The 22,328-nt window shown below is 57.5% G+C and carries 20 protein-coding genes; 11 read left to right on the forward strand and 9 right to left on the reverse strand.

Annotated features, from left to right (window positions below; all coding sequences use genetic code 11):
- The first annotated feature begins 65 nt into the window (after positions 1-65).
- Both lgt and GRI35_RS03010 read left to right on the forward strand, forming a co-directional pair.
- Entirely contained in the window at positions 66-989 is a 924-nt protein-coding gene (gene lgt / locus GRI35_RS03005) for a prolipoprotein diacylglyceryl transferase (RefSeq protein ID WP_160614722.1), read from the forward strand.
- Positions 989-2,074, forward strand: a complete 1,086-nt coding sequence (locus tag GRI35_RS03010) for a class I SAM-dependent methyltransferase (RefSeq protein WP_160612750.1) — start codon at positions 989-991, stop codon at positions 2,072-2,074. The genes lgt and GRI35_RS03010 overlap by 1 nt, the downstream gene beginning before the upstream one ends.
- Here GRI35_RS03010 and GRI35_RS03015 read toward each other — a convergent pair.
- Genes GRI35_RS03015 through GRI35_RS03025 form a run of 3 tightly spaced genes read right to left on the reverse strand, consistent with a single transcriptional unit; the run spans position 2,071 to position 5,910 of the window.
- Positions 2,071-3,603: an ABC transporter permease/substrate-binding protein gene (locus tag GRI35_RS03015; protein ID WP_160612752.1), complete on the reverse strand. Its 1,533-nt coding sequence runs from the start codon at positions 3,601-3,603 to the stop codon at positions 2,071-2,073. The genes GRI35_RS03010 and GRI35_RS03015 overlap by 4 nt on opposite strands.
- Entirely contained in the window at positions 3,600-4,370 is a 771-nt protein-coding gene (locus GRI35_RS03020; protein WP_160612754.1) for an ATP-binding cassette domain-containing protein, read from the reverse strand. The genes GRI35_RS03015 and GRI35_RS03020 overlap by 4 nt, the downstream gene beginning before the upstream one ends.
- A gap of 31 nt (positions 4,371-4,401) precedes the next feature.
- The gene (locus GRI35_RS03025) at positions 4,402-5,910 is read right to left on the reverse strand and encodes a PAS domain-containing protein (protein ID WP_160612756.1); all 1,509 of its coding nucleotides are present in this window, start codon (positions 5,908-5,910) and stop codon (positions 4,402-4,404) included.
- A 154-nt stretch (positions 5,911-6,064) separates the two neighbouring features.
- Here GRI35_RS03025 and GRI35_RS03030 point away from each other — a divergent pair, with 154 nt between their 5' ends.
- The 6 genes from GRI35_RS03030 (at position 6,065) to GRI35_RS03055 (ending at position 11,420) form a co-directional block, all read left to right on the forward strand.
- A complete protein-coding gene (locus GRI35_RS03030; RefSeq protein WP_160612758.1) occupies positions 6,065-7,231 on the forward strand; it encodes an isovaleryl-CoA dehydrogenase in 1,167 nt (388 codons plus the stop codon).
- 124 nt (positions 7,232-7,355) lie between these two features.
- Positions 7,356-8,960 carry a carboxyl transferase domain-containing protein gene (locus tag GRI35_RS03035; protein ID WP_160612759.1) on the forward strand — a complete coding sequence of 535 codons (1,605 nt, stop codon included), beginning with the start codon at positions 7,356-7,358 and terminating at the stop codon, positions 8,958-8,960.
- Between the two features lie 65 nt (positions 8,961-9,025).
- Complete coding sequence (locus tag GRI35_RS03040) at positions 9,026-9,457, forward strand: endonuclease domain-containing protein (protein WP_235900115.1); 432 nt, start codon at positions 9,026-9,028, stop codon at positions 9,455-9,457.
- A complete protein-coding gene (locus GRI35_RS03045) occupies positions 9,457-9,990 on the forward strand; it encodes a zinc metalloprotease (protein WP_160612763.1) in 534 nt (177 codons plus the stop codon). Before GRI35_RS03040 ends, GRI35_RS03045 begins: the two co-directional genes overlap by 1 nt.
- A 74-nt stretch (positions 9,991-10,064) precedes the next feature.
- Positions 10,065-10,703, forward strand: a complete 639-nt coding sequence (locus tag GRI35_RS03050; RefSeq protein ID WP_160612765.1) for a 1-acyl-sn-glycerol-3-phosphate acyltransferase — start codon at positions 10,065-10,067, stop codon at positions 10,701-10,703.
- 90 nt (positions 10,704-10,793) lie between these two features.
- Positions 10,794-11,420 carry a TetR/AcrR family transcriptional regulator gene (locus tag GRI35_RS03055; protein ID WP_160612767.1) on the forward strand — a complete coding sequence of 209 codons (627 nt, stop codon included), beginning with the start codon at positions 10,794-10,796 and terminating at the stop codon, positions 11,418-11,420.
- Positions 11,421-11,437: 17 nt separating this feature from the next.
- Here the strand turns inward: GRI35_RS03055 and GRI35_RS03060 are convergent, their stop codons facing one another.
- Complete coding sequence (locus GRI35_RS03060) at positions 11,438-13,183, reverse strand: bifunctional metallophosphatase/5'-nucleotidase (RefSeq protein ID WP_160612769.1); 1,746 nt, start codon at positions 13,181-13,183, stop codon at positions 11,438-11,440.
- A 104-nt stretch (positions 13,184-13,287) separates the two neighbouring features.
- Between GRI35_RS03060 and GRI35_RS03065 the strand changes: the two genes are divergently transcribed.
- The gene (locus GRI35_RS03065; RefSeq protein ID WP_160612771.1) at positions 13,288-14,337 is read left to right on the forward strand and encodes a serine hydrolase domain-containing protein; all 1,050 of its coding nucleotides are present in this window, start codon (positions 13,288-13,290) and stop codon (positions 14,335-14,337) included.
- Here GRI35_RS03065 and GRI35_RS03070 read toward each other — a convergent pair.
- Genes GRI35_RS03070 through GRI35_RS13675 form a run of 5 tightly spaced genes read right to left on the reverse strand, consistent with a single transcriptional unit; the run spans position 14,334 to position 20,177 of the window.
- Complete coding sequence (locus GRI35_RS03070; RefSeq protein ID WP_160612773.1) at positions 14,334-15,518, reverse strand: BaiN/RdsA family NAD(P)/FAD-dependent oxidoreductase; 1,185 nt, start codon at positions 15,516-15,518, stop codon at positions 14,334-14,336. The genes GRI35_RS03065 and GRI35_RS03070 overlap by 4 nt on opposite strands.
- A gap of 7 nt (positions 15,519-15,525) precedes the next feature.
- Positions 15,526-16,596: an AI-2E family transporter gene (locus GRI35_RS03075; RefSeq protein WP_160612775.1), complete on the reverse strand. Its 1,071-nt coding sequence runs from the start codon at positions 16,594-16,596 to the stop codon at positions 15,526-15,528.
- Between the two features lie 47 nt (positions 16,597-16,643).
- Positions 16,644-17,387: a M50 family metallopeptidase gene (locus GRI35_RS03080; protein WP_160612777.1), complete on the reverse strand. Its 744-nt coding sequence runs from the start codon at positions 17,385-17,387 to the stop codon at positions 16,644-16,646.
- 12 nt (positions 17,388-17,399) lie between these two features.
- Entirely contained in the window at positions 17,400-19,916 is a 2,517-nt protein-coding gene (gene gyrB / locus GRI35_RS03085) for a DNA topoisomerase (ATP-hydrolyzing) subunit B (protein ID WP_160612779.1), read from the reverse strand.
- A 60-nt stretch (positions 19,917-19,976) separates the two neighbouring features.
- The gene (locus GRI35_RS13675) at positions 19,977-20,177 is read right to left on the reverse strand and encodes a hypothetical protein (RefSeq protein ID WP_202390678.1); all 201 of its coding nucleotides are present in this window, start codon (positions 20,175-20,177) and stop codon (positions 19,977-19,979) included.
- Here GRI35_RS13675 and GRI35_RS03090 point away from each other — a divergent pair.
- Positions 20,124-21,506, forward strand: a complete 1,383-nt coding sequence (locus GRI35_RS03090; RefSeq protein ID WP_160612781.1) for an L-serine ammonia-lyase — start codon at positions 20,124-20,126, stop codon at positions 21,504-21,506. The two genes, GRI35_RS13675 and GRI35_RS03090, sit on opposite strands and share 54 nt — an antisense overlap.
- A gap of 201 nt (positions 21,507-21,707) precedes the next feature.
- A complete protein-coding gene (locus tag GRI35_RS03095; protein WP_160612783.1) occupies positions 21,708-22,304 on the forward strand; it encodes a hypothetical protein in 597 nt (198 codons plus the stop codon).
- The last annotated feature ends 24 nt before the right edge of the window (positions 22,305-22,328 follow it).

Below are 22,328 nucleotides of genomic sequence, written 5' to 3' on the forward strand. Positions count from 1 at the left end.
AGCCGCGCGAAACCTGCTCTCGCGGAAACTGATCTTCGAGGGTTACTTAGGGGGTAAGACACTTGCTGTCACTATTGTCTGAAGCTGCAGCGTCCAGCGCCGTTTTATCGGCGACTGCGCCCGCGATCCAATGGGCCGATCTGGGCCTGAAAGAAGGCATCGATCTCGGCTTCTTCACGCTGCGCTATTATTCTCTCGCTTATCTGATCGGTATTCTGTTTTTCTATTGGCATTTGTCCAAAATGATAAAACAGCCCGGCGCGCCGATGGCGCAGCGGCATGCCGATGACCTGTTTTTTTACGGCACGCTCGGCGTAATTCTGGGTGGTCGGCTGGGTTATGCGATGTTCTATCAGCCAGAGCTCTTCACCAGCTTCGATGGAGACGGGTTTGTAAGCTGGAAGCTGCTGCGCCTGTGGGATGGCGGGATGAGCTTCCATGGGGGCCTGCTCGGCGTGTTGCTGGCGATCTTTTTCGTCAGCCGTCAGGGCAATCTCAAATTTCTGCGTGTGGCAGATTATGTCTCGGTCTCGGTTCCGATGGGGATGTTCCTCGGGCGTTTGGCGAATTTCGTGAATGGCGAGTTGTGGGGGCGTGAAACCGACGTTCCTTGGGCAATGAGCTTCCCCGAAGTTATAAATGGTGTGACGATTGCGGGTCCGCCGCGCCATCCATCGCAGCTTTATGAGGCCGTTCTGGAAGGCTTGCTCCTGCTGATCTTGCTGCTCTTTATGTTCTGGAGAACGCGGGCGCGCTATCGCCCCGGACTGCTGGTTGGCGTGTTTACGATGGGTATTGCAGGCGGCCGCTTCATCGCCGAGTATTTTCGCCAACCCGATGCGCATCTTACCGAGTTTGCGATGAATACGGGCCTGTCGATGGGCCAGTGGCTGACCATTCCGCTGATCCTGCTTGGTTTGGCCGTGACCATCTGGTCGCTGCGGCAACCTCCTCTTGCCAGCGGGGCTCCTAATCCTTCGGACGCCTGATGGATCCCCAAGCACCTCAGCAGAGCGGTAGTTTAGCGGACAGTTTTCGCCGATTGATCCGCAATACCGGTCCGATTTCGCTCACTCATTTTATGGGCGAGAGCAACACGCGCTATTACGCCGATAAAGACCCGCTCGGGCGTGGCCAGAATGGAGGCGGTGATTTTATTACTGCGCCCGAGATTAGCCAAATGTTCGGCGAGCTCATCGGTCTGTGGCTCGCCGATGTGTGGATTCGCAGCGGGCGCGAAGAGTATATCCACTATGTCGAGCTCGGTCCCGGTCGCGGAACGCTCGCAAAAGACGCGCTGAGAGCTGCCCGGAAATACGGGCTTGAACCGCGCATTCACTTCGTCGAAACCTCGCAGGCTCTGAAGGATATTCAGCTGAAGACGGTGCCTGGCGCGATCTGGCACGATGATCTCTCGACGGTGCCGCAGGATGGTCCGATGCTGTTGGTTGCGAACGAATTTATGGATGCGCTGCCGATCCGCCAATTGGTCCGCAGCGGGGGTAGCTGGCGCGAACGGAAAGTCGGCTTGCAGGACGATGACCTCGTGTTTGTCGCAGGCGCGCAACCAATGGATTCGGCGGTTCCCGTGGAGATGCGCGATGCGCCCGACGGGTCCATTCTGGAAACCTGTCCCGGTGCAGCGGCTGTGATGTATGAGATTGCCGGGCGCTTGGTCGATCAAGGCGGCGTGGCGCTAATCGTTGATTATGGCCATGATGCAATGCAGCTTGGATCGACTTTGCAAGCGGTCCGTTCGCATCAAAAAGTCGAACCGTTTGCGATGCCGGGCGAGGCCGATCTAACCGCGCATGTCGATTTCGCCACGCTAGCCAATGTCGCGATGTCCCGCGATGCGCGGCATTTGGGAACGGTTTCTCAGGGCGATTGGTTGAGAGCGCTGGGCATTGAGACCCGCGCGCAAAACCTTGCTGCGCGCGCACCGCAATATGCGGAGGAGATTGCCGCCGCTTGTGATCGGCTGATCGCGGATGACCAGATGGGCAAACTGTTCAAAGTTATGGGGCTCGCTGGCCCGCAATGGCCCGACGCAGCGGGCTTCGCTGAAGACTAAAGGCCGATTGTTTCCGCCAGCTTTTGAGCTGCCTCACGCGGACTTTTCTTGTCCTCCAAACGGTCAACCGCGAAATTTGCTTCGCGCATCGCCTCCACATCAATAGCTCCGATTAGTGGCTGCAGCGTGGACACCAGTTTCGCATCTTTGGCACTCTCGGGGGAGATCATCACCAGCGCATCGTAAGACGGAAACGCGCCCTTGCTGTCGTCGATAATAACCAGTTTGTCGGCCGCGACGCGTCCGTCGGATGTATAGGCCGAGATCACATCCGCCTCGCCTCCGGTCAACGCGTCATACATAAAAGTGGTAGTGAAATTGCGGGTCCGTGCGAAATTCAAACCATAGGCATCGCGCACAGCAATCCATTCGGGGCGCTCAAAAAATTCGACATCGCCGCCGATCGTGAGTTGCGGAGAGAGTCGGGCCAGATCCTCCATCGTACCGATGCCCAGCTCTGCGGCGCGGTCCTGTCGCATGGCCAGAGCATAAGCGTTTTCAAAGCCGAGCTTACCAAGCACAAGTGTGCCCGTGGTCTCGCGCTCCCAATCGACAATTGTTTGATAGATTTCCTCGCGCCCGGGATTGTCATCCCGCTTGAGTTGATTGGTCCAGACGGTGCCGGTGTAATCAATCGAAATGTCAATCTGGCTGGTGGTTACCGCATTGTGGACTACGGCAGATCCTAGCCCGTCGCGATATTGGACATCATATCCGGCATCTTCCAATCGTGCGCCGATCAGCTGGGTTAGAATATATTGCTCGGAGAAACTCTTGGCACCGATCACAATCGCATCTTTGTCCTGCGCTCTCAGCGAATAGGCGGACAATGCCACACCAATCACAGCGATTGCGGCGCCGCCCCAAACCAGCGAGCGATTGCGTTCCGCGAAGCCGCGCTCGACGGCGCCCAGCAAGGTGTCGGCGACGATGGCAAGACCGGCGGAAGCGATACAGCCCGCCAGAACCAGCGCCCAATTCTGGGTCTGCAATCCGGCAAATATCGGATCGCCAAGGCTTGGCTGCCCGATGGTCGTCGACAGCGTCGCAGCGCCGATAGTCCACACGGCTGCGGTGCGGATGCCTGCCATAATGTAGGGTGCGGCCAGCGGTGCTTCGACCAGCCGCAATTTCTGCCAGCCGGTCATCCCGACGCCGTCCGCAGCTTCAAGAACGCCAGCCGCCATATGCTCGCGCGCCGTCACCGAATTGCGCAGGATTGGCAACAATGCGTAGAGCGCCAGAGCCAGCAACGCGGGCAAGAAACCGAGGGTAGGTAGGCCTTCGCCAAAGATCACTCTCAGGCTTAGCAATATCGGGAAAAACAGCGCCAGTAGCGCCAATGCGGGAATGGTTTGTACCAAGCTGGCAAAGCCCAGAACGACTTTGGCGACCCTTGGTGAACGGCTGACCCAGACTGCCAAGGGCAGCGCGACTGCAATGCCCAACGCAAGGGCAGATGCGGCGAGCAATACATGGGCCGCAAGCTTATCGCCCAGGCCGAGAAGGGCTTCGAGGATTTCGCTCATGACGCCAATGCCGCAAGCGCTTTGGCCTGATCGCGCGGAACCGAGACGAGTCCTTGCGCAATGTCACCGCCTTCGCCAGCGAGTAATTCTTTCGGTGTATTGTCCGCCACTATATTCCCCGAATCCATGACCAATACCCGGTCGGCGAGCAGCAGTGCCTCGGCCATGTCATGGGTGACCATGACTGTGGTCAGGCCCAATCGCTCGTGCAAAGCACGGACACGGTTGCCGAGCGCATCGCGCGTTATTGGATCAAGCGCACCGAACGGTTCGTCCATCAGCAACACATGTGGATCGGCCGCCAATGCGCGCGCCACTCCGATTCGCTGCCGCTGACCACCTGACAATTCATGCGGCATACGGCTGGCATAACTCTCATCGAGATCGACGCCTTCGAGAAGCTCGGCTATCCGCCCTGATGGCAGTTTAGCCCCTGCGATCCTCGGACCAATGCCGATATTCTCCGCCACGCTCAGATGGGGGAACAGGCCGATGCCCTGGAAGACATAGCCGATTTTCCGCCGCAGTTCGGGGGCGAATGCGGTGCGCACATCTTCGCCCTCGAGCAGAACCGAACCGCTATCGGGTTCAACCAGCCGGTTGATGGTCTTGAGGAGAGTCGATTTACCCGAACCCGATTGGCCAACGAGAGCCACAAAGCTGTGATCGGCGATATCGAGCGAGATAGAATCTACCGCCACAACATCAGCGAAAATCTTGCGCGTCTCGCGAAAGCTCAGTGCAGGTGGCGAGGAAGCATCAGTCACCCAGCGACCCTATGGCGCTGCGGTTGCTACGTCAAAGCGCATCGACCGGTACGGTCAGTGCCGCAACCAGTCCGCTTTCCTCAAACGCTCGGTTCAATTCACCGCGCAATTGCCCATTGACAGTCCGTTCGACCAAACGCGACCCGAAGCCTGTCCCAAGGTTTTGTTTGGGCGCAGGGCCGCCGACTTCCTGCCACCGGATTGCCACCAGCCCATCAGCTTCCTTGACGCTGATTTCGACTGACCCGGCAGCCACGGAGAAGGCGCCATATTTGGCAGAGTTTGTCGCCAGCTCATGAAAGACCAATGCCAATGCAGTTGTAGAACGGTTGCTGACCGGCATATCGCTGCCCGTCATGCTTAAGCGGCCGCCAGATGTATCACCATACGGCGCAAGCAGTTTTGCGATCAGGCCGTGAAGCGTGTCGCCTTTGTCGGACCGGTCCTGCGTAACATAGGAATGCGCGCGATTGAGTGTATCGAGCGTCGCGTTGATGTCGTCCGAAAATGCGTTTGCCTCAGGATATTCGCGGCTCTTTAGTCGAACAAGCCCGCCGATGACCGCGAAAATATTTTTGATCCGGTGAGACAGTTCTTTGGCGAGCAATTCGCGCGCTTCTACCTGCCGCTTGGCCTCTTCGAAATCAGTGATCGTGCCAAACCAGCGCGGGCCTTCATCATTGTCACCGGCAACAGGCATGACCCGCGTCAGGCTCCAGCGATAGGATCCGTCACGCTGTTTCAGCCGGAATTCGCCTTCGAACTCTTCCCCTCTGGCAAAAGTGTCGTACCAGTCGGTGAAAAGCGGCTCGTGATCATCCGGATGAATGATGGGACGCCAATCTTCGGCTTGCTTGGGTGATTCTACACCAACGATTTCCTCAAATTGTGCGTTCACATAGTCGAACGATCCATCCGCGCGGATAGAAAATGCAATGTCGGGGAGGCTGTCAATCAGCGTACGCAGACGCCGCTCGCTTTTTTGCAACTCGGCGCGCTGCTCCAGATTTTCACGGCGATGGCGCAACCGGCGCATAACCGATGAAGCAAGCACCTGCAAACCGTCGCGCTGGATGTCGCTAAGCCCATCTGGCCGTGCCTTCGTGTCGATTACGCACAGCGAGCCGAGCGGCGCGCCTTCATGCGAAATCAGCGGCGCACCGGCGTAAAAGCGGATATGCGGATGGCCGGTAACAAGCGGGTTGGTTTCAAAACGCGAATCGCTGAGTGCATCGGGTATAACCAGCGGCTCGGGTTCGAGCATGGCATGCGCGCAAAACGAGGTCGGGCGAGGCGTCTCCCGCTCCTCCAAGCCCGCGCGGGCCAGAAACCGCTGCCGCTCTTTTTCAACTAGGCTGACAAGCGCGACAGGCGCATCGCACAATTTTGCCACATAGCTGGTAATTTCTGCCAGTTCCGGATCGTCTTCCAGTGCGTCCAACCCATATGCCGATAGCACGGACAAACGAGTGTCCTCGCCGCACATTGCAGGCTCCGGCGGCTCCCCAACTGGCCAAGGTTTTAGAGTGTCCAACTTCATTGCGTCCCGCGCAACACTAGGGGGAAAGGTGAACCATATCAACGACTTTGCGTAACCGACAAAACATGCGGAGCGTCCCTTGATTCTATTCGATTTAATCCTGTTTGCGGGCTTCGCTGCGCTCGGCTATGCGCTTTTACAACAAGGAGTTTTTATGCGCGCGACCCCCGATTTTGACTTTCAACTGGGTGAAACAGCGGAAATGATTCGCGATACCACCGCCCGCTTTGCCGATGAGCAGATCATGCCTCTCGCAGAGAAAGCGGACCGCGAAGACTGGTTTCCCAAAGAACTATGGCCGCAAATGGGCGAGTTGGGCCTGCACGGCCTGACCGTTGATGAGGAAGATGGCGGCCTCGGCCTCGGCTATCTGGAGCATGTGATTGCGGTTGAGGAAGTCAGCCGCGCTAGCGCGTCGGTGGGCCTGTCCTACGGCGCGCATTCCAATCTGTGCGTCAACCAGATCCGCCGCTGGGGCAATCCCGAGCAGAAGGCCAAATATTTGCCTAAGCTAATTTCAGGCGAGCATGTCGGGTCGCTTGCGATGAGCGAGGCCGGCGCAGGTTCTGACGTCGTGTCGATGAAGCTGAAGGCAGATGCGGTACAAGGCGGCTATGTCCTCAACGGCACAAAATTCTGGATCACCAATGCGACCTGCGCTGATACGTTGGTGGTCTATGCCAAGACCGCGCCCGAGCAGGGCAGCCGCGGCATCACCGCGTTCCTGATCGAGAAAGACATGCCCGGTTTCAGCATCGGCCAGAAGATCGACAAAATGGGTATGCGCGGCTCCCCCACGGCAGAACTGGTGTTCGACGATTGCGAAGTGCCCGAAGAAAATGTCATGGGCCCGCTCCATGGCGGGGTCGGTGTGTTGATGAGCGGGCTCGATTACGAGCGCGTGGTTCTGGCCGGATTGCAGCTGGGCATTATGCAGGCGTGTTTGGATACAGTGATCCCGTATCTGCGCGAGCGGAAGCAGTTCGGTAAGCCTATCGGATCGTTCCAACTGATGCAGGCCAAGGTCGCCGATATGTATGTCGCGCTGCAATCGGCGAGGGCTTATACCTATGCGGTGGCCAAAAGCTGCGATGCCGAGCAGACAACGCGCTTCGATGCCGCTGGTTGCATTTTGCTGGCGTCGGAGAACGCCTTCAAAGTGGCAGCCGAAGCCGTGCAGGCCTTGGGCGGCGCTGGCTATACCAAAGACTGGCCGGTTGAGCGGTATCTGCGCGATGCGAAACTGCTCGACATTGGAGCAGGCACGAACGAGATTCGTCGCATGCTCATTGGGCGCGAACTGATCGGGGCGGCGGGGTGATGCGCCTATCCGGTTTGCTAATCGTCATCCTGAACTTGTTTCAGGATCTATCTGCCCTAACCGAACTGAAGTCGTGTGTTGAAGAATGGATGCTGAAACCAGTTCAGCATGACGGAGTAAAACTATGACCGCACCCGTTCTGACATCGAAACTGGATATCGAAAGCCCTGATGCGAAAGCCAATACAGCGCATAATCGCGGGTTGGTGGATGATTTGCGTGAGAAGGTCGCGAAGACCGCCCTCGGCGGCTCCGAAGGTAGCCGTGAGCGCCATGTTGGGCGCGGCAAACTGCTCCCGCGCGACCGCGTCGAGCGGCTGCTTGATCCCGGTTCGCCGTTTCTGGAGATTGGCCAGCTCGCGGCGAATGGCATGTATGGCAAGGATGATATTGCCGCTGCGGGTATGATCGCGGGGATCGGCCGCGTGTCGGGTCGGCAGGCGATGATCGTCTGCAACGACGCCACCGTGAAAGGCGGCACGTATTATCCGATGACGGTGAAGAAGCATCTTCGCGCGCAGGAAATTGCGCAGGAGAACAATTTGCCCTGCGTCTATCTAGTCGATAGCGGCGGCGCGAATTTGCCGCATCAAGCAGAGGTGTTTCCGGACCGCGACCACTTTGGCCGCATCTTCTTCAACCAGGCCAATATGTCGGCGCGCGGTATTCCGCAGATTGCTTGTGTGATGGGCAGCTGCACCGCTGGCGGGGCCTATGTTCCCGCCATGTCGGACGAGACGGTAATTGTGCGTGAGCAAGGCACGATCTTCCTCGCCGGACCGCCGCTGGTGAAAGCCGCAACGGGTGAAGAAATCAGCGCCGAAGATTTGGGCGGCGGCGATCTACACGCCAAGAAATCAGGCGTGGTCGATCATCTGGCGGAAAATGACGAACATGCGTTGACAATTGTGCGCGATATTGTCAGCCATCTTGGCCCAAATGAAGGCGCCAAGGTTGAATTAAAAGACCCGCGACTACCCAAGTTCGATGCGGAAGAGCTCTACTCGATCATCCCCGACGATGTGCGCGCGCCGTACGATGTGAAGGAAGTAATCGCGCGGATCGTCGACGGCAGCGAGTTCCACGAATTCAAGGCGCATTATGGTAGCACTCTGGTGTGCGGCTTCGCGCATATTTGGGGCATGCCGGTGGCGATCCTCGCCAACAATGGCGTGCTGTTTTCGGAAAGCGCGCAGAAGGGCGCGCACTTTATCGAACTGGCGGCCCAGCGCGGAATTCCACTACTGTTCTTGCAGAATATCTCCGGCTTTATGGTCGGCGGGAAATATGAGGCGGAAGGCATCGCCAAGCATGGCGCGAAGCTGGTGACAGCGGTTGCCACGGCGCAGGTACCCAAGATCACGGTGGTAATCGGCGGCAGCTTCGGCGCGGGCAATTACGGCATGGCCGGCCGCGCTTACTCGCCGCGTTTCCTGTTCACCTGGCCCAATGCGCGCATCAGCGTGATGGGCGGTGAGCAAGCCGCATCGGTCCTCGCCACCGTCCACCGCGATGCTGATAGCTGGACCGAAGAAGAAGCCGAGGCCTTCAAAGCCCCGATCCGCCAGAAATATGAAGACGAAGGTAACCCATACTACGCCACCGCGCGGCTGTGGGATGACGGCGTGATTGATCCGGCACAGACACGCGATGTGCTGGGTCTGGCCTTTGCCGCGACGCTAGAAGCACCGTTCGCAGATCGTCCAAGCTTCGGTGTGTTTAGGATGTGATCAATCCTCCCCGAGCTTGCTCGGGGAGGGGGACCATGCGAAGCATGGTGGAGGGGAGGATCACAATGTTCAAAGACATCGCGCCACCCCCGAAAACCGGACCAGTCGGCAAAGCGCGAAAGCTACGCCAGAAGATGTCACTCCCCGAAGTGTTGCTCTGGAAGATATTGCGAACAAGGCCTCAAGGGCTGAAGTTTCGCCGACAGCATGCGTCTGGCGCGTATATTCTTGATTTCTATTGTAGCGATGCGCGGCTGGCTATTGAGGTTGACGGGATCGCGCATGACATGGGCGATCACCCGGATCGCGATAGCAACCGCGATGCATGGTTCGCTGAGCAAGGCATCAAGACATTGCGAATTCCTGCTTCTGAAGTGTTGCATGATTCCGATGCTGCCGCTGAGGCTCTAGTAACATTCGCCAGATCGCTTTTACCCCTCCACCACCCAGCTGCGCTGGCCGGTCCCCCTCCCCAAGACGAGCTTGGGGAGGATTGATGCGCCACATCAAAACCGCCGCCACCCTCATCCTCTGCATCATCGCCATGCAATATCTACACGAGCTGGGTCATGCGCTGACGGCCAAGGCATTTGGATATAATGTGGTGATGACGATCAATCGGGTGTCGGAGGTTCACGGTGTCGGATATTCGCCCATCTATGAGGCTAATTTGGTCGCTGCGGCTGGTCCGGCGGTGACCATTCTTATCGCTGTTCTGGCCTATTGGGCAAGGGCACGGCTTGGAGCGCTGGCCCCGATTGTCATCGGCAACGCGATGGTGATGCGGCTGATTGCATCTGTCGTCTCGTTCTCCAGCCCCAATGACGAAGCGCGGCTCAGCGCCAATCTGGGTATGCCTATATGGGTGCTTCCCGTTCTCGTCTGTACCGTCCTGATCGCAATCTTCGTGGCGATAGCGCGTGAGCGAAAAATGGGTTGGCAATGGTATCTGGCGATGTGGGCAGGCGTCTCGATTGGCTATAGCGCGGTCATTATGGGGGAGAGCTATTTCCCGAGCTTTGTTCTTTAGCAATCCACAAGCACCGCTGCATCCCTCTCGATTTCCCTAACGTAACTGCTAGTCAGCACATACAGGGAGAGACTATGACTGACGCAACGGCCCGCGCGCACCATCGCGCACCATCATTGCTTTCGCGCATTGTGCGCCGGATCATCATCTGGATTTACAATCTCAAGGGCTGGAAAATCGATGGCGGCTTACCCAAAGATCTCGATAAATATGTGATTGCTGGCGCTCCGCATACCTCCAATTGGGACTTCGTTTTCTTTGCCGGTGCGACTGAGGTGGAGGGCGTCCGCCCCAATTTCATGGGCAAGCATACTTTGTTCAAAGGCATTATGCGTAATTTCATGTTCGATATGGGCGGCATCCCGATTGACCGGACCAAGCGGATGAATGTGGTCGAGCAAGTCGCGGAGGAGTATGCGAAGCGCGATGAACTGGCGCTGGTGATCGCTGTCGAGGGATCGCGGACGACTGACGGCAGCTGGAAATCCGGTTTCTATAACATCGCTATGGCCGCGAAAGTCCCGATTGTTGCGGCCTGGGTGTGCAACGAGCGCAATGTTCTTGGTTTTAGCGATCCGTTCTGGCCAACGGGTAATTACGGCGAAGACCTCGCTAAAATCGCGGCCTTTATGCGGTCTAAACTGCCGGATTTCGAGCGTTACAAGGTGCTTGAGGCGCAGGCGAAAAAGTTGATACAGGACGCCAAAGCCTAAAATTTTTGCGTCCCGCAGGGTAAGCGGTTTAAGATCGGGCACCGATATCCTACATAGATTGCAGCTTACGCAGCTATCAGGGAAGGCGCGATGACGCAGAACGATCTTCAAAGCGAGCGCAAGCGTCTGGTTCAAATGGCGATGCAGCTGATTGATCGGCGTGGTGCAGAGGTTGGGAAAACGACTTTGGCCTCCGAAGCGCAGATGTCGCGCTCTCGCATTGATGCAGTGTTCCCTGAAGAATCCGATCTTTTCGATGCTATTCTGGAAGATTGGTACGCGCCTGATATCGCGATCATGGAGGAGGTGCTCGATTCCGATCTACCGATCCAGCGCAAATTCTTCGAGTTCTTCGCTCGCCGTTTTGCCCGAGAGCGCGACCGCTTCCGCAAGGACCCGGCATCCTTCGCCCTGTATGTGGAACTCGGTACCGCGCGGATGGAACAAGTGCGCGGTTACATCGATTTGGCCGACCATTATATGAGCATTCTGGTGGCGCAGGCTCAGGCTGAAGGGTTCTTCGCTGACCTCAAGATCGACAAGGCGATGTCGCTGATCAACCAGATGGTGATCTGCTATACATCCCCGCAGGTAATGATGATGCTCGACGAGCGTCTAACCGAAGAAAAACTCGGGGCGATCATCGACACGTTGTTTGCGGGCCTGTCGGGCAAGGAAAGCAGCGCGCGCGGGGTTGCCGGGTTGAAGCTGGCCTAAGCGAACGAGATGGCAGCCTACTTGTTCTCGGTCACGCGCCCAAGCGCGGGTAGCTCCATTACATCAGCTGTCTGCAGATAGGCTTCAATCGCATCCAGATCGACCGGGCCGGTGACAATATCGGCGCCATCATTGAAAATGGTGAAGCTATCGCCGCCAGCGGCAAGAAAGCTGTTCATGGTGACGCGATATGTTGCAGCGGGATCAATCGCTTCGCCATCCAGCGTGACGGACACAACGCGCGCCCCCACGGGACGCCGCATATCATAGGTCATCGCAAAGCCTTTGGATGGCGAAAAGGTTTGGACGAAGCCCTCATCATCGAATTGCTGCTCGAGCAGGGCGAGCAATTGCGCGCCGGTAAAACTCTTGGTGATCAGCGTATTTCCGAAGGGTTGGACCGCATAGGCTTCACCATAGGTGATCGTGCCGTCCTCGGCTGGCGTCAGCCCGGTGCGGATCCCAGAATTGTTCATGAAAGCGATCTGCGCGCCCGCCTCCAGAGTGCCGAATAATTGCGCGTCAGCGATCAGATTGCCCAATGCTGTTTCTTCGGTCGACGGACCGGGATCTTTCGCTTCTCCCGAGATTTTGCCGATCGGTCGCTGCGCTGCTTCGCGTGATGCTTCCGAATAGCGCGCGACATAGGCGGCAATTTCGGGGTTCGCGGTGAATTGCTGATAGTCGGGGCTTGGTGTCGCAACATTGCCTTCGCGGTCAGTGCCCACGCTTTGAACCACAATGTTGTCGGCGGTTTTTACCATCACGTCGCCGGTATTCGGATCAACGGTCAGCGTGATATCGGTCAGCATGGATCCGCCATAACCCGCACTGGTCACCAGAAACTCGCGGCTCGGATCAATCGCTGAGTAATCGCAGACATAGGCGTTGTGGGTGTGGCCTGAGACGACGACATCGATCTTCGGATCAAGCTGCGCGAGAATGTCAAGCAGCGGTCCGGATACTCCGTCACAGCTTTTGTTGTTAAATCCGACTTCGGTGTAGAGCCCTTGGTGGATGGTCACGACAATTGCGTCGGCTCCGGCTTTCTGCAAGTCGGGGATCAGGTCGTTGATCGCATTGGCTTCGTCGGTGAAAGTAAGCCCCTCGACCCCGCTTGGTGTTACCAAAGTGGGGGTGTCTTTCAGCGTCAGCCCGATAATGCCGACTGCCACGTCCTGTCCGCCGACATCGAAGCGCTTGATCCCGTAGCCCGGGAACAGCGTATCGCCATCGGGCATAACAACATTGGCGGCGAGGAAGCGGAATTCGGCGCCTGGATAGGGGTTCTCGACCGCGCAAGGTTCGCGCAGGGTGTTCTGTTCGCAGCCGCCTTCTTGGATGCGCTTCAGCTCTTTCCATCCGCGATCAAATTCGTGATTGCCGACCGCATTGAAGTCCAGCCCGATGCGGTTCATCGCGCCGATGGCGGGCTCATCGAGGAAGATCGAGGATACCAGCGGACTGCCGCCGATCAGATCACCCGCTGCAATGACGATACTATACTCCGACTGCGAACGATATTGCTCGACAGCCGTCGCAAGATAAGCCGCCCCGGCAGCGTAGACGCGCTGCGTCTGACCTGCATTGTCCATCACTCCGATAGGGCGGCGGATCGGTTCGATATTGCCGTGAAAATCGTTTAGCCCGATGATCTTGATCGTGACCGGTTCAGTCTGCGCGAATTGAGCAGGCGCGTCGGGGACAGTGGCACAGGCAGAAACAGACAGGGCCGCGAGCGAGCTGAGGATTAAGCGGTTCATGACCCTGTCTTAGCGCGCATTCGTTACAGAGCAAAGATCGCGGTACAGTCAGCGTGGCTTAAGATTATCAGCTGCATTGGCTGATGCATGATTGGGAGTGGAATATGATGCGCGCGATAGTGAGTGGTCTGTTGCTGGGTCTGGTCGCACCAATCACAGCTGCTGCCCAAGCGATCAGCCTTCCCGAACTGGAACAGCAAATAGCCGACAGGGCACTGGGCAAGATCGTTGCGGTGCAGGTCGAGCAAAACGGGGAGACCGTCTATGCGCAGCGCTTTGACCGGAAGAACGATGACCAACTGACCGATATCCGTTCGGCGGGAAAATCGCTGACTGCGCTGGCCGTGGGTATATTGGTGGATGAGGGGAAGCTCCCGGTCAATACCAACGTCTGGCCGCTTCTTGGCAGCGCTGCAAATGATCCGCGCAATGACATAACTGTCCGGGATTTGCTGACCATGTCGTCATCGCTTGATTGCAGCGACAGCACGCTGAAATCGCCGGGCAATGAAGAGCGGATGTACCGCACGAAAGTTTGGCGCGACTTTGCGATGAATATCCCAGTCGCTGGCGATTATACCCGAGATGACAAGGGCTATGGCAGGTTCTCCTACTGTACTGCCGGCGTATTCCTGCTCGGCCAAGTGGTCGAGGAAGTGTCCGGACAGCGGTTCGACGATTTCATGGCAGAGCGGGTGTTCAGGCCGCTAGGGATCGATGATGTGAAATGGACACGTTCGCGCTCGGGCGAAGTCCAATCGGGCGGGCAGATCCAGATGCGCGCCGACGATTTGCTCAAAATCGGGCGATTGGTGCTCGATGGAGGCAAATATCGAGGTCAACAAATTGTCAGCGGCGAATGGATCAAGCAGATGCTCCAGCCGCATAGTCAGACGGGCCCCTACAATTATTACGGCTATCTGTGGTGGTTCAGTCCTGTCACATCTCCGCGCGGACTGGAGCCCAGCTGGATGATGATGGGCAATGGCGGGAATATCATCTCGATCTATCGCGAGTACGATGCCGTGATCGTGGTGCAGGCGCGCAACTACAATAAAGATGATGCACACCCGAATAGTTTTGCGATCATGCGCGCTGTTCTGGAGGCACTGCCAGCACCGAACCAAAAAGGTGACGGAAGCGGAGCGGACTAGAGCGCCCGCGCGGCTGCGTGGGCGCTCGCCCATGCCCATTGGAAATTATACCCGCCCAGCCAGCCGGTGACATCGACCGCCTCGCCGATTACGTAGAGGCCGGGCACATTCTTTGCCTCCATTGTTTTGGAAGAAAGCTCGCTCGTATCAATTCCGCCTGCGGTGACCTCGGCTTTAGCGAACCCTTCGCTGCCATTAGGGGTAAAATCCCACCGCGCGAGCTTTGCTTCCGCAGCGCGCAAGGCTTTGTCGGGAGCATTGCCGAGTTCGGTTTGCACGCCCAGCTTTTCCGACAGGATGGTGGCCAAGCGGTCGGACAAATGCTCTTTCAGGATGGCTTTCAGGCTGCTGCGCGGATGGTCGCGCTTGGCGCCGAGCAGCCAACCATCCGAATGATCAGGCAGGAAGTTGATCGCGACTGTCCCCCCGTTTCGCCAATAGGATGAGACTTGCAGGATCGACGGCCCGGATAATCCGCGATGCGTAAACAATGCGGCTTCGCGAAACGTGGTTTTGTCCGACTTCGCCTCAACATCAGCCGATACACCGGAAATGTCGCGAAACAGCACGTCTTCGCCGCCCAAGGTGAGCGGGACCAGAGCGGGACGCGGTTCGACAATTTTCAGGCCAAACTGGCGCGCCAGATCATAGGCAAAGCCGGTCGCGCCCATCTTCGGTATCGATGGGCCTCCGGTGGCGATCACCAGCGAATGCGCGCCGTGTAGCTTGCCGTTAGCGGTCACCAGATAGCAGCCATCGGTATGCTCGACTTCAGTCACATCCTGATCGCACAGAACTTCGACTGATCCACCGGCCTCTTGGGCCTTGTCGCATTCCTCGAGCAGCATCGCGACAATTTGGCGCGCGCTTTGGTCGCAGAACAATTGGCCCAGCGTCTTCTCGTGCCATGCGATGTCGTAGCTTTCGATCAGATCGAGGAAATCACGCGCCGTGTATTGGCTGAGCGCTGACTTTGCGAAATGCGGATTGGCGGAGAGGTAATTTGCCGGACCTGCACCGATATTGGTGAAATTGCACCGCCCGCCTCCCGAGATCAGGATCTTCTTTCCGGGCGTCGGCGCACGCTCCAAAACCAGCACATGTTTGCCGCGCTGTCCCGCCTGCGCTGCGCAGAACAACCCGGCGGCACCCGCGCCAAGAATGATTGCGTCATACGCCATGTTGGGGTTAGGCTGCCTCCGCTTCGCGCTGTTCCTTGGCGATTGTCCAGCCCGCCAGGAATAGACCGGCCACAAGTGGACCGACCACGATGCCGGACAGGCCAAGAAGTCCGATCCCGCCCAAAGTTGTCACTAGGATTATCCAATCAGGAATGCCCGTGTCGCGCCCGACCAGAATTGGCCGTAACACATTGTCTGCCATGCCGATAACCAGCACGCCTGATCCGATCACGGCGATGCCTTGCCAAATCTCTCCGGTCGCGAGCAGCCAAATTGCGACCGGCCCCCAGACTATTGCAGGGCCAAGCGCGGGAAGTAACGAAAAGATTGCCATCAATAGGCCAAACAGCATCGCTGACGGGACTCCGACAAGCACAAAGGTAATCGCACCCAATGCACCTTGCACCAAGCTGACGACAACTGAACCTTTGATGGTTGCGCGTACGATCGAGAGAAATTTTTCAGCCAGCCGGTCGGCGACGCTCCGCTCCATCGGCAGTCCTGCGACGATCGCTTGGCCGATGCCGCGGCCGTCGCGCAGCAGGAAGAAGGCCGCATATAGGCCGACACCGAAGGCAAGCACAAAGCCGAATGCGCTACTCCCGATACTCAGCGCCTGACTGGCAATCGCGCCTGTGCTTTCACGGCCGAAATCCTGGGCTTTGCCGAGCAGGCCTTCCAAATTTCCGAAGCCTGCAGAATCGAGCGCAGTCTGGACCCCGGCCGGTAGCGCATCGTGGATTTGTGTGAACCACGCCGCAACGTCGATCTCACCATCACGAAACGCGACGAAAACCGCAACCATTTCCTCGACTGCGATGCTACCCAGGAAAAACGCCGGAATGATGATCGCGACGGTTATAATCAATAGCGTTGCAGCAGCGGCTTTGTTGTCACTGCCGAAGCATTTTGGCAGCAGCCATTGGTAGAGCGGCTGGAACGTAATCGCGGCCAGCGTCGCCCACAGCAGTGGCCGCGCGAAGGGTAGCACCACGACCAGCAGAGCCAATGTGACGAGGGCCAGAAACAGCACGAAGCCGCCTTTTTCCAAACCAGCCGGTTGTTTGTTAGCGGTCATTCTCGGTCCCCTACGTGATTGCGGCTATTTGCCGGCGCTGGTCGAACTTAGCGACGGCTGATGAAACGATTGCTGTGTTCTTCCGCCAATGCGTATTTCAAACTCGCCCCGATCATCAGGCCTGACACCGCGATAATCACGATAGCCCAGAACCAATAAGGTAACCACAATGCCTCCGATATCGCACCGGTGTCGGACAACATGGGCCGCCCCGCGACGACCCCGGCATATGAAAACAGATAATCCCAATCGCGGAACATGCTGAGCGCAGCGAGAATGCCAAGGAACTGTATGCTGAATAAGGCGATCCGGTCGCTTGCTCTCATCGCCACACCGACCAAAGCAAGCGCCACCAGTGGCAGCACGATAAAGCCGGTCATTGTGGCGACCCAGATGACAGTCGATAGACCGATCAGCGCAGCCAAGGCGATCAGGGCGGGGCGGACATATTTCAGCTTCGCACTAGCGAGGATCAGCAGCGAGCCGAATATGGATGGGCCCAGCGGTCCGCCCGCGCCGACCAATGCGCTGGTGACGGCCGATGGCGTGCTGTCAAATTGTGACTGCGCGAGGCCCGATCCATTGCGGTAAATCTCAAGGCTCTGAAAATCGGCACCCAGCGCCATTGCCGTGAGGCCGTGGCCCATTTCGTGGAACCACGTTGTCAAAATCGTGAATGGATAGATCAGATAATTGCCCAGCGGTATCTGCGGCAGGAAGGTGATCAGCAAGCCCGCGATCAGCAAATGGCCGACCTTTTCCTCCTGAGAACCGCGGACGACAGGCTCCATTACCCTGCGGTCCTAAACATCCAGATTGGCGACATTGAGCGCATTATCCTGAATAAATTCACGGCGCGGCTCGACCACATCACCCATCAAACGCGTGAAGATTTCGTCAGTGATGTCGGCGTCTTCGACTTTGACCTGCAGCAATGCGCGGTTGTCCGGATCAAGCGTGGTTTCCCACAGCTGTTCCGCATTCATTTCGCCCAGACCTTTATAGCGCGCGATCGCCAAGCCTTTTCGGCCTGCTGCCAGAACTGCATCGAGCAATTGGGTGGGCCGCGTGATGGAGCCATCATCGGCAATGGCAGGTCCGTCGCTTGCGTCCTCGTCAGCATCGCCGTCCGGTGCATCTTCGGTACTGCCTTTCACCAAGCGCGATGGCTGCTCGTACAATTCGGCATGTTCGATGGCGATTGCATGGAGACGCCGTGCTTCCGCGCTGGTTAAGAAGGCTGCTTCGATCTCGTGGACATCGGTCACGCCGCGCCACAGCCGTTCGAAGATCACAGTCCCGTCATCGCGGATATATGCGCTCCATTTCGCTTCGCTGTCGCCCAGCTGCAAACGCCGCGCGGCATTGGTCAACGCAGCGTCGCGGTCCGCAGTTTTGAGAGCGGGATCAAGCGCGCCGCCCAGTGCCATCGCTTCGATCAGAGCGCTGTCGTACTTTGCCGGAACAAAGGCCATCAGATTGCGGATTCGCAATGCGTGCTCGACGAGCGATGCCAATTCTGCGCCGCCCCGAGCGCCGCCTTTGGTTTCCATCAAGCGGCCCTGCAGACCCGCATCGATCAGATAGCGGTCAAGTGCGGGCTGGTCTTTCAGATAGACTTCGCTGCGGCCCTTGCTCACTTTGAACAAAGGCGGCTGCGCGATGAACAAATGCCCGTTTTTGATGATTTCGGGCATTTGCCGATGGAAAAACGTCAGCAGCAATGTGCGGATATGCGCACCATCGACGTCAGCATCGGTCATGATAACGACTTTGTGATAGCGCAGCTTCTCGATGTTGAATTCATCGCGGATGCCAGTGCCCATCGCCTGGATCAGCGTGCCGACTTCTTTCGATGAGATAATCCGGTCAAACCGTGCGCGTTCGACATTCAGGATTTTGCCCTTGAGCGGCAGGATCGCCTGATAATGCCGGTCGCGGCCTTGCTTGGCGCTTCCGCCAGCCGAGTCACCCTCCACCAGGAACAGTTCTGATTTCTCCGGATCGCGTTCCTGACAATCGGCGAGTTTGCCGGGCAGTGAGGCAATGTCCATCGCCCCTTTGCGGCGAGTCAATTCGCGGGCTTTCTTCGCCGCTTCACGCGCTGCCGCAGCATCAATGATCTTCTGAATGATGATTTTCGCATTGGCCGGATTCTCTTCCAGCCACTCGGTCATTTTGTCGCCCATCAGGCTTTCGAGCGGCTGACGAACTTCGGAGCTGACCAGCTTGTCTTTCGTTTGCGAAGAGAATTTCGGATCGGGCAATTTGACCGAAACAATAGCTGTCAGTCCTTCGCGCATATCCTCGCCCGAAAGGCTGACCTTCTCTTTCTTCATCAGGCCTGAGCTCGAAGCGTAATTGTTCAGCGTCCGTGTCAGCGCCGCGCGGAATGCAGCCAAGTGCGTGCCGCCATCGCGCTGCGGGATGTTGTTGGTGAAGCAGAGCACGTTCTCATAATAAGAATCGTTCCATTCCAGCGCGACTTCGATACCGATACCGTCTTTCTCGGCGGAAATCGCGATCGGGTCAGGGATCAGCGCTTGTTTGTTCCGATCCAGATAATTTACAAAGGCCCCGATCCCGCCTTCATAAAACAGATCATGTTCCAGCATTTCTTCGCCGCGCTTGTCGCGTAGCAGAATGTGAACCCCTGAGTTAAGGAAGGCGAGCTCGCGATAGCGATGCTCCAGCTTCTCAAAATCAAACGTTGTAACGTTCTTGAATGTGTCCTCGCTTGCCATGAAGGTTACGCGCGTGCCCTTCTTGCCATCGGGCGCCGGACCTTTCTCGATCAATGGCGCAACCGTTTCGCCATGCTCGAAACGCATCCAGTGCTCTTTGCCATCACGCCAGATCGTGAGTTCCAGCCATTCGGACAGGGCGTTAACCACCGACACCCCAACGCCGTGCAATCCGCCCGAGACTTTATAAGCGTTCTCGTCATTGGTGTTGTCGAACTTACCGCCTGCGTGAAGCTGGGTCATGATGACCTCTGCTGCCGAGACGCCTTCTTCCTTATGCATCCCCACCGGTATGCCGCGGCCATTGTCCTCGACTGATACCGAGCCATCAGGGTTGAGTTCGATCAACACCAGATCGCAGTGCCCGGCCAGCGCCTCGTCAATCGCGTTATCCGAAACTTCGAACACCATGTGGTGCAGGCCGCTGCCATCATCGGTATCACCGATATACATGCCAGGGCGTTTGCGGACCGCGTCTAGGCCTTTGAGGACCTTGATTGAATCGGCCCCATATTCGCCCTGCTGGACGACTTTCTCAGGGGGCAGGTTCTTTGGTGTGTCGGGTGTTTCGCTCATACATCAGATATAGGGTGCGCAGAGGCGTATCCCAAGCAGATCAGGGCAAAACGCGCAGATTTATCCACCATCCACCTGTGCGGCTCCGCGAGCGGCGTCGATACGCTCGAGATTGGCACAAATGAGCCGTGTGAGGCTGAAATTTGGCGCATTGGTTTCATCTGCAACCACTTGACGTAGCGGAAGGTAGAGAGCATCGGCGCAGCTATGCTTTCGGTACTCGACATCTTCCGGATCGGCATTGGTCCGTCCAGCTCGCACACGGTTGGTCCCATGCGGATTTCGAACATGTTCGTCCGCGCGTTGAAACGTAGCGGCAAATTTGATCGGGTCTCTAAGATCCACATCGAATTGCAGGGTTCGCTAGCGCTTACGGGAGTTGGCCACGGTACGCCCCGCGCCTCGATCCTCGGCCTGATGGGTCACAAGCCGGAGACCTACGATCCGGCCAAGGGAGAGCGGCAACTGGAGCGGATCGACAATGAGGGCATTCTGTCGCTTGGCGACGAGCGAGATATTGCGTTTGATACGAAGGCCGATGTCGATCTGGCTGGCCATATCATTCCGGAACTACACCCGAATGGAATGCGGCTTGTAGCCTATGACTATAAAGGCGTGGTGCTATCGGATCGCAGCTACTTTTCCACCGGAGGCGGTTTTGTTGCGACCAGACAGCAGCTTGAAAAGCCCGCTAAGGATGACCGTGTGAAGGCGGGCAATCCGGTGCCGCACCGGTTCACTTCGGCGGCAGAGCTGCTCGATATTTGTGCGGTGGAACAGCTCTGCGTTCATGAATTGGTCCTGTGTAATGAAGATGCGATGCGCCCGCGTGCGAAAACCGAGGCTGGCCTCGACCGGATTGCGCAGGCGATGGATAGCTGCATTGATCGCGGACTGACTCAAACGGGCATTCTACCCGGCGGCCTCAAAGTCCGCCGCCGCGCGCCCGAGCTTTGGGGCAAGCTCCAATCCAATCCGCAATCCAATGAGCGCGAGCAATTGTTCGACTGGCTCAATTGCTTCGCGATGGCTGTCAATGAAGAGAACGCAGCGGGCGGGAAGGTCGTTACCGCTCCCACCAATGGCGCTGCCGGAATACTACCCGCAGTGATGCGGTTCTATTGTCTCGATGCCGCGGACAATGCCTGCACCGAAAGCCGCCGCAAGTTCCTGCTCACGGCGGGCGCGATTGGGTTGCTCTATAAACAGCGCGCCTCGATTTCGGGCGCCGAGATGGGCTGTCAGGGCGAAGTCGGCGTAGCCTGCTCGATGGCGGCTGGCGGGCTGGCGGCTCTTTGGGGCGGAACGCCGACCCAAATCGCCAGCGCTGCGGAAATCGGAATGGAGCACAATCTCGGCCTGACCTGCGACCCGGTCGGCGGGCTGGTGCAAGTGCCGTGTATTGAGCGTAACGCCATCGGCGCGGTGAAAGCGGTCAATGCCGCGCGGCTCGCCTTACACCGCGACGAAGTGTCGATCGTCTCGCTGGATCAAGTGATCGAAACGATGCGCCAGACCGGCCTCGATATGTCGACCAAATATAAAGAGACAAGCCAAGGCGGCTTGGCCGTCAACGTGATTGAGTGCTGACGCGTCCTTACAAGAGATTTCTTCGAGCCTTTTATATCAGAGCCTTATTGATATCCGCGCAATATAACCCTTGGTCAGGATCGGTCATTGAAAACTAAGCTCTTCACAATGCTGGCTATTCTAGCAGCGCTTTGCTTTCAGCCCGCTCAGGCATGTGGTGGCGAGTTTAGAAACAATGTGGCAACTGTCGGTTCAGACGTAATGGCACTGGCCTTGGCGGAAGGCAACGCAGCGTCGAGCCGCATAGACATCAAGCTGTCGCCGGATGCCGTTACTGCAATCCTCGATGCTGTCGAGAAAGACGGCGTCGATTCTGCCGAACTGTATTTCCTAACCGAACTGGCCGGATCCTCGATTATTGCGCTTCGAATACGCACTGCTGACGATACCGACACAGCCTACCGCGATATGCCCGGTCTGGCGCGGCTATGGGGTGATGATGCCGATCCCGTTCGCGAGACGATTGATGCCGCATACGGAAAGCTCTGGGGCGAGGGAGTCGGCGGGTACGAGGCGCTATTGAAGCATCACAGTATTGGCGAAACCCAGGCCGAAGACCTGAAGAAATTTGCAGTGAGTCAAATGCTCGACGCTGAGTGGGATAAAAGCAAAGTTCAGAATGCTTACAAACCGATCAGGGATACCATTAGCGGCCTATTTGGGCACAATAATACGCTCGGCGAAGATGAGCAGCGCGCGGGGCGGTTCATGGTGCATAGTTGGTTCGTCGCGCTTGATAATCGGCACGGAGATGCGGTGCCGGACTTCCTTTACGCTTGGATGCGCCCCAAAGATTGACCGGCGGGTCCGCACGTTTAGGGT

It is taken from the genome of Pontixanthobacter aestiaquae, assembly GCF_009827455.1.
Lineage (GTDB): Bacteria > Pseudomonadota > Alphaproteobacteria > Sphingomonadales > Sphingomonadaceae > Pontixanthobacter > Pontixanthobacter aestiaquae.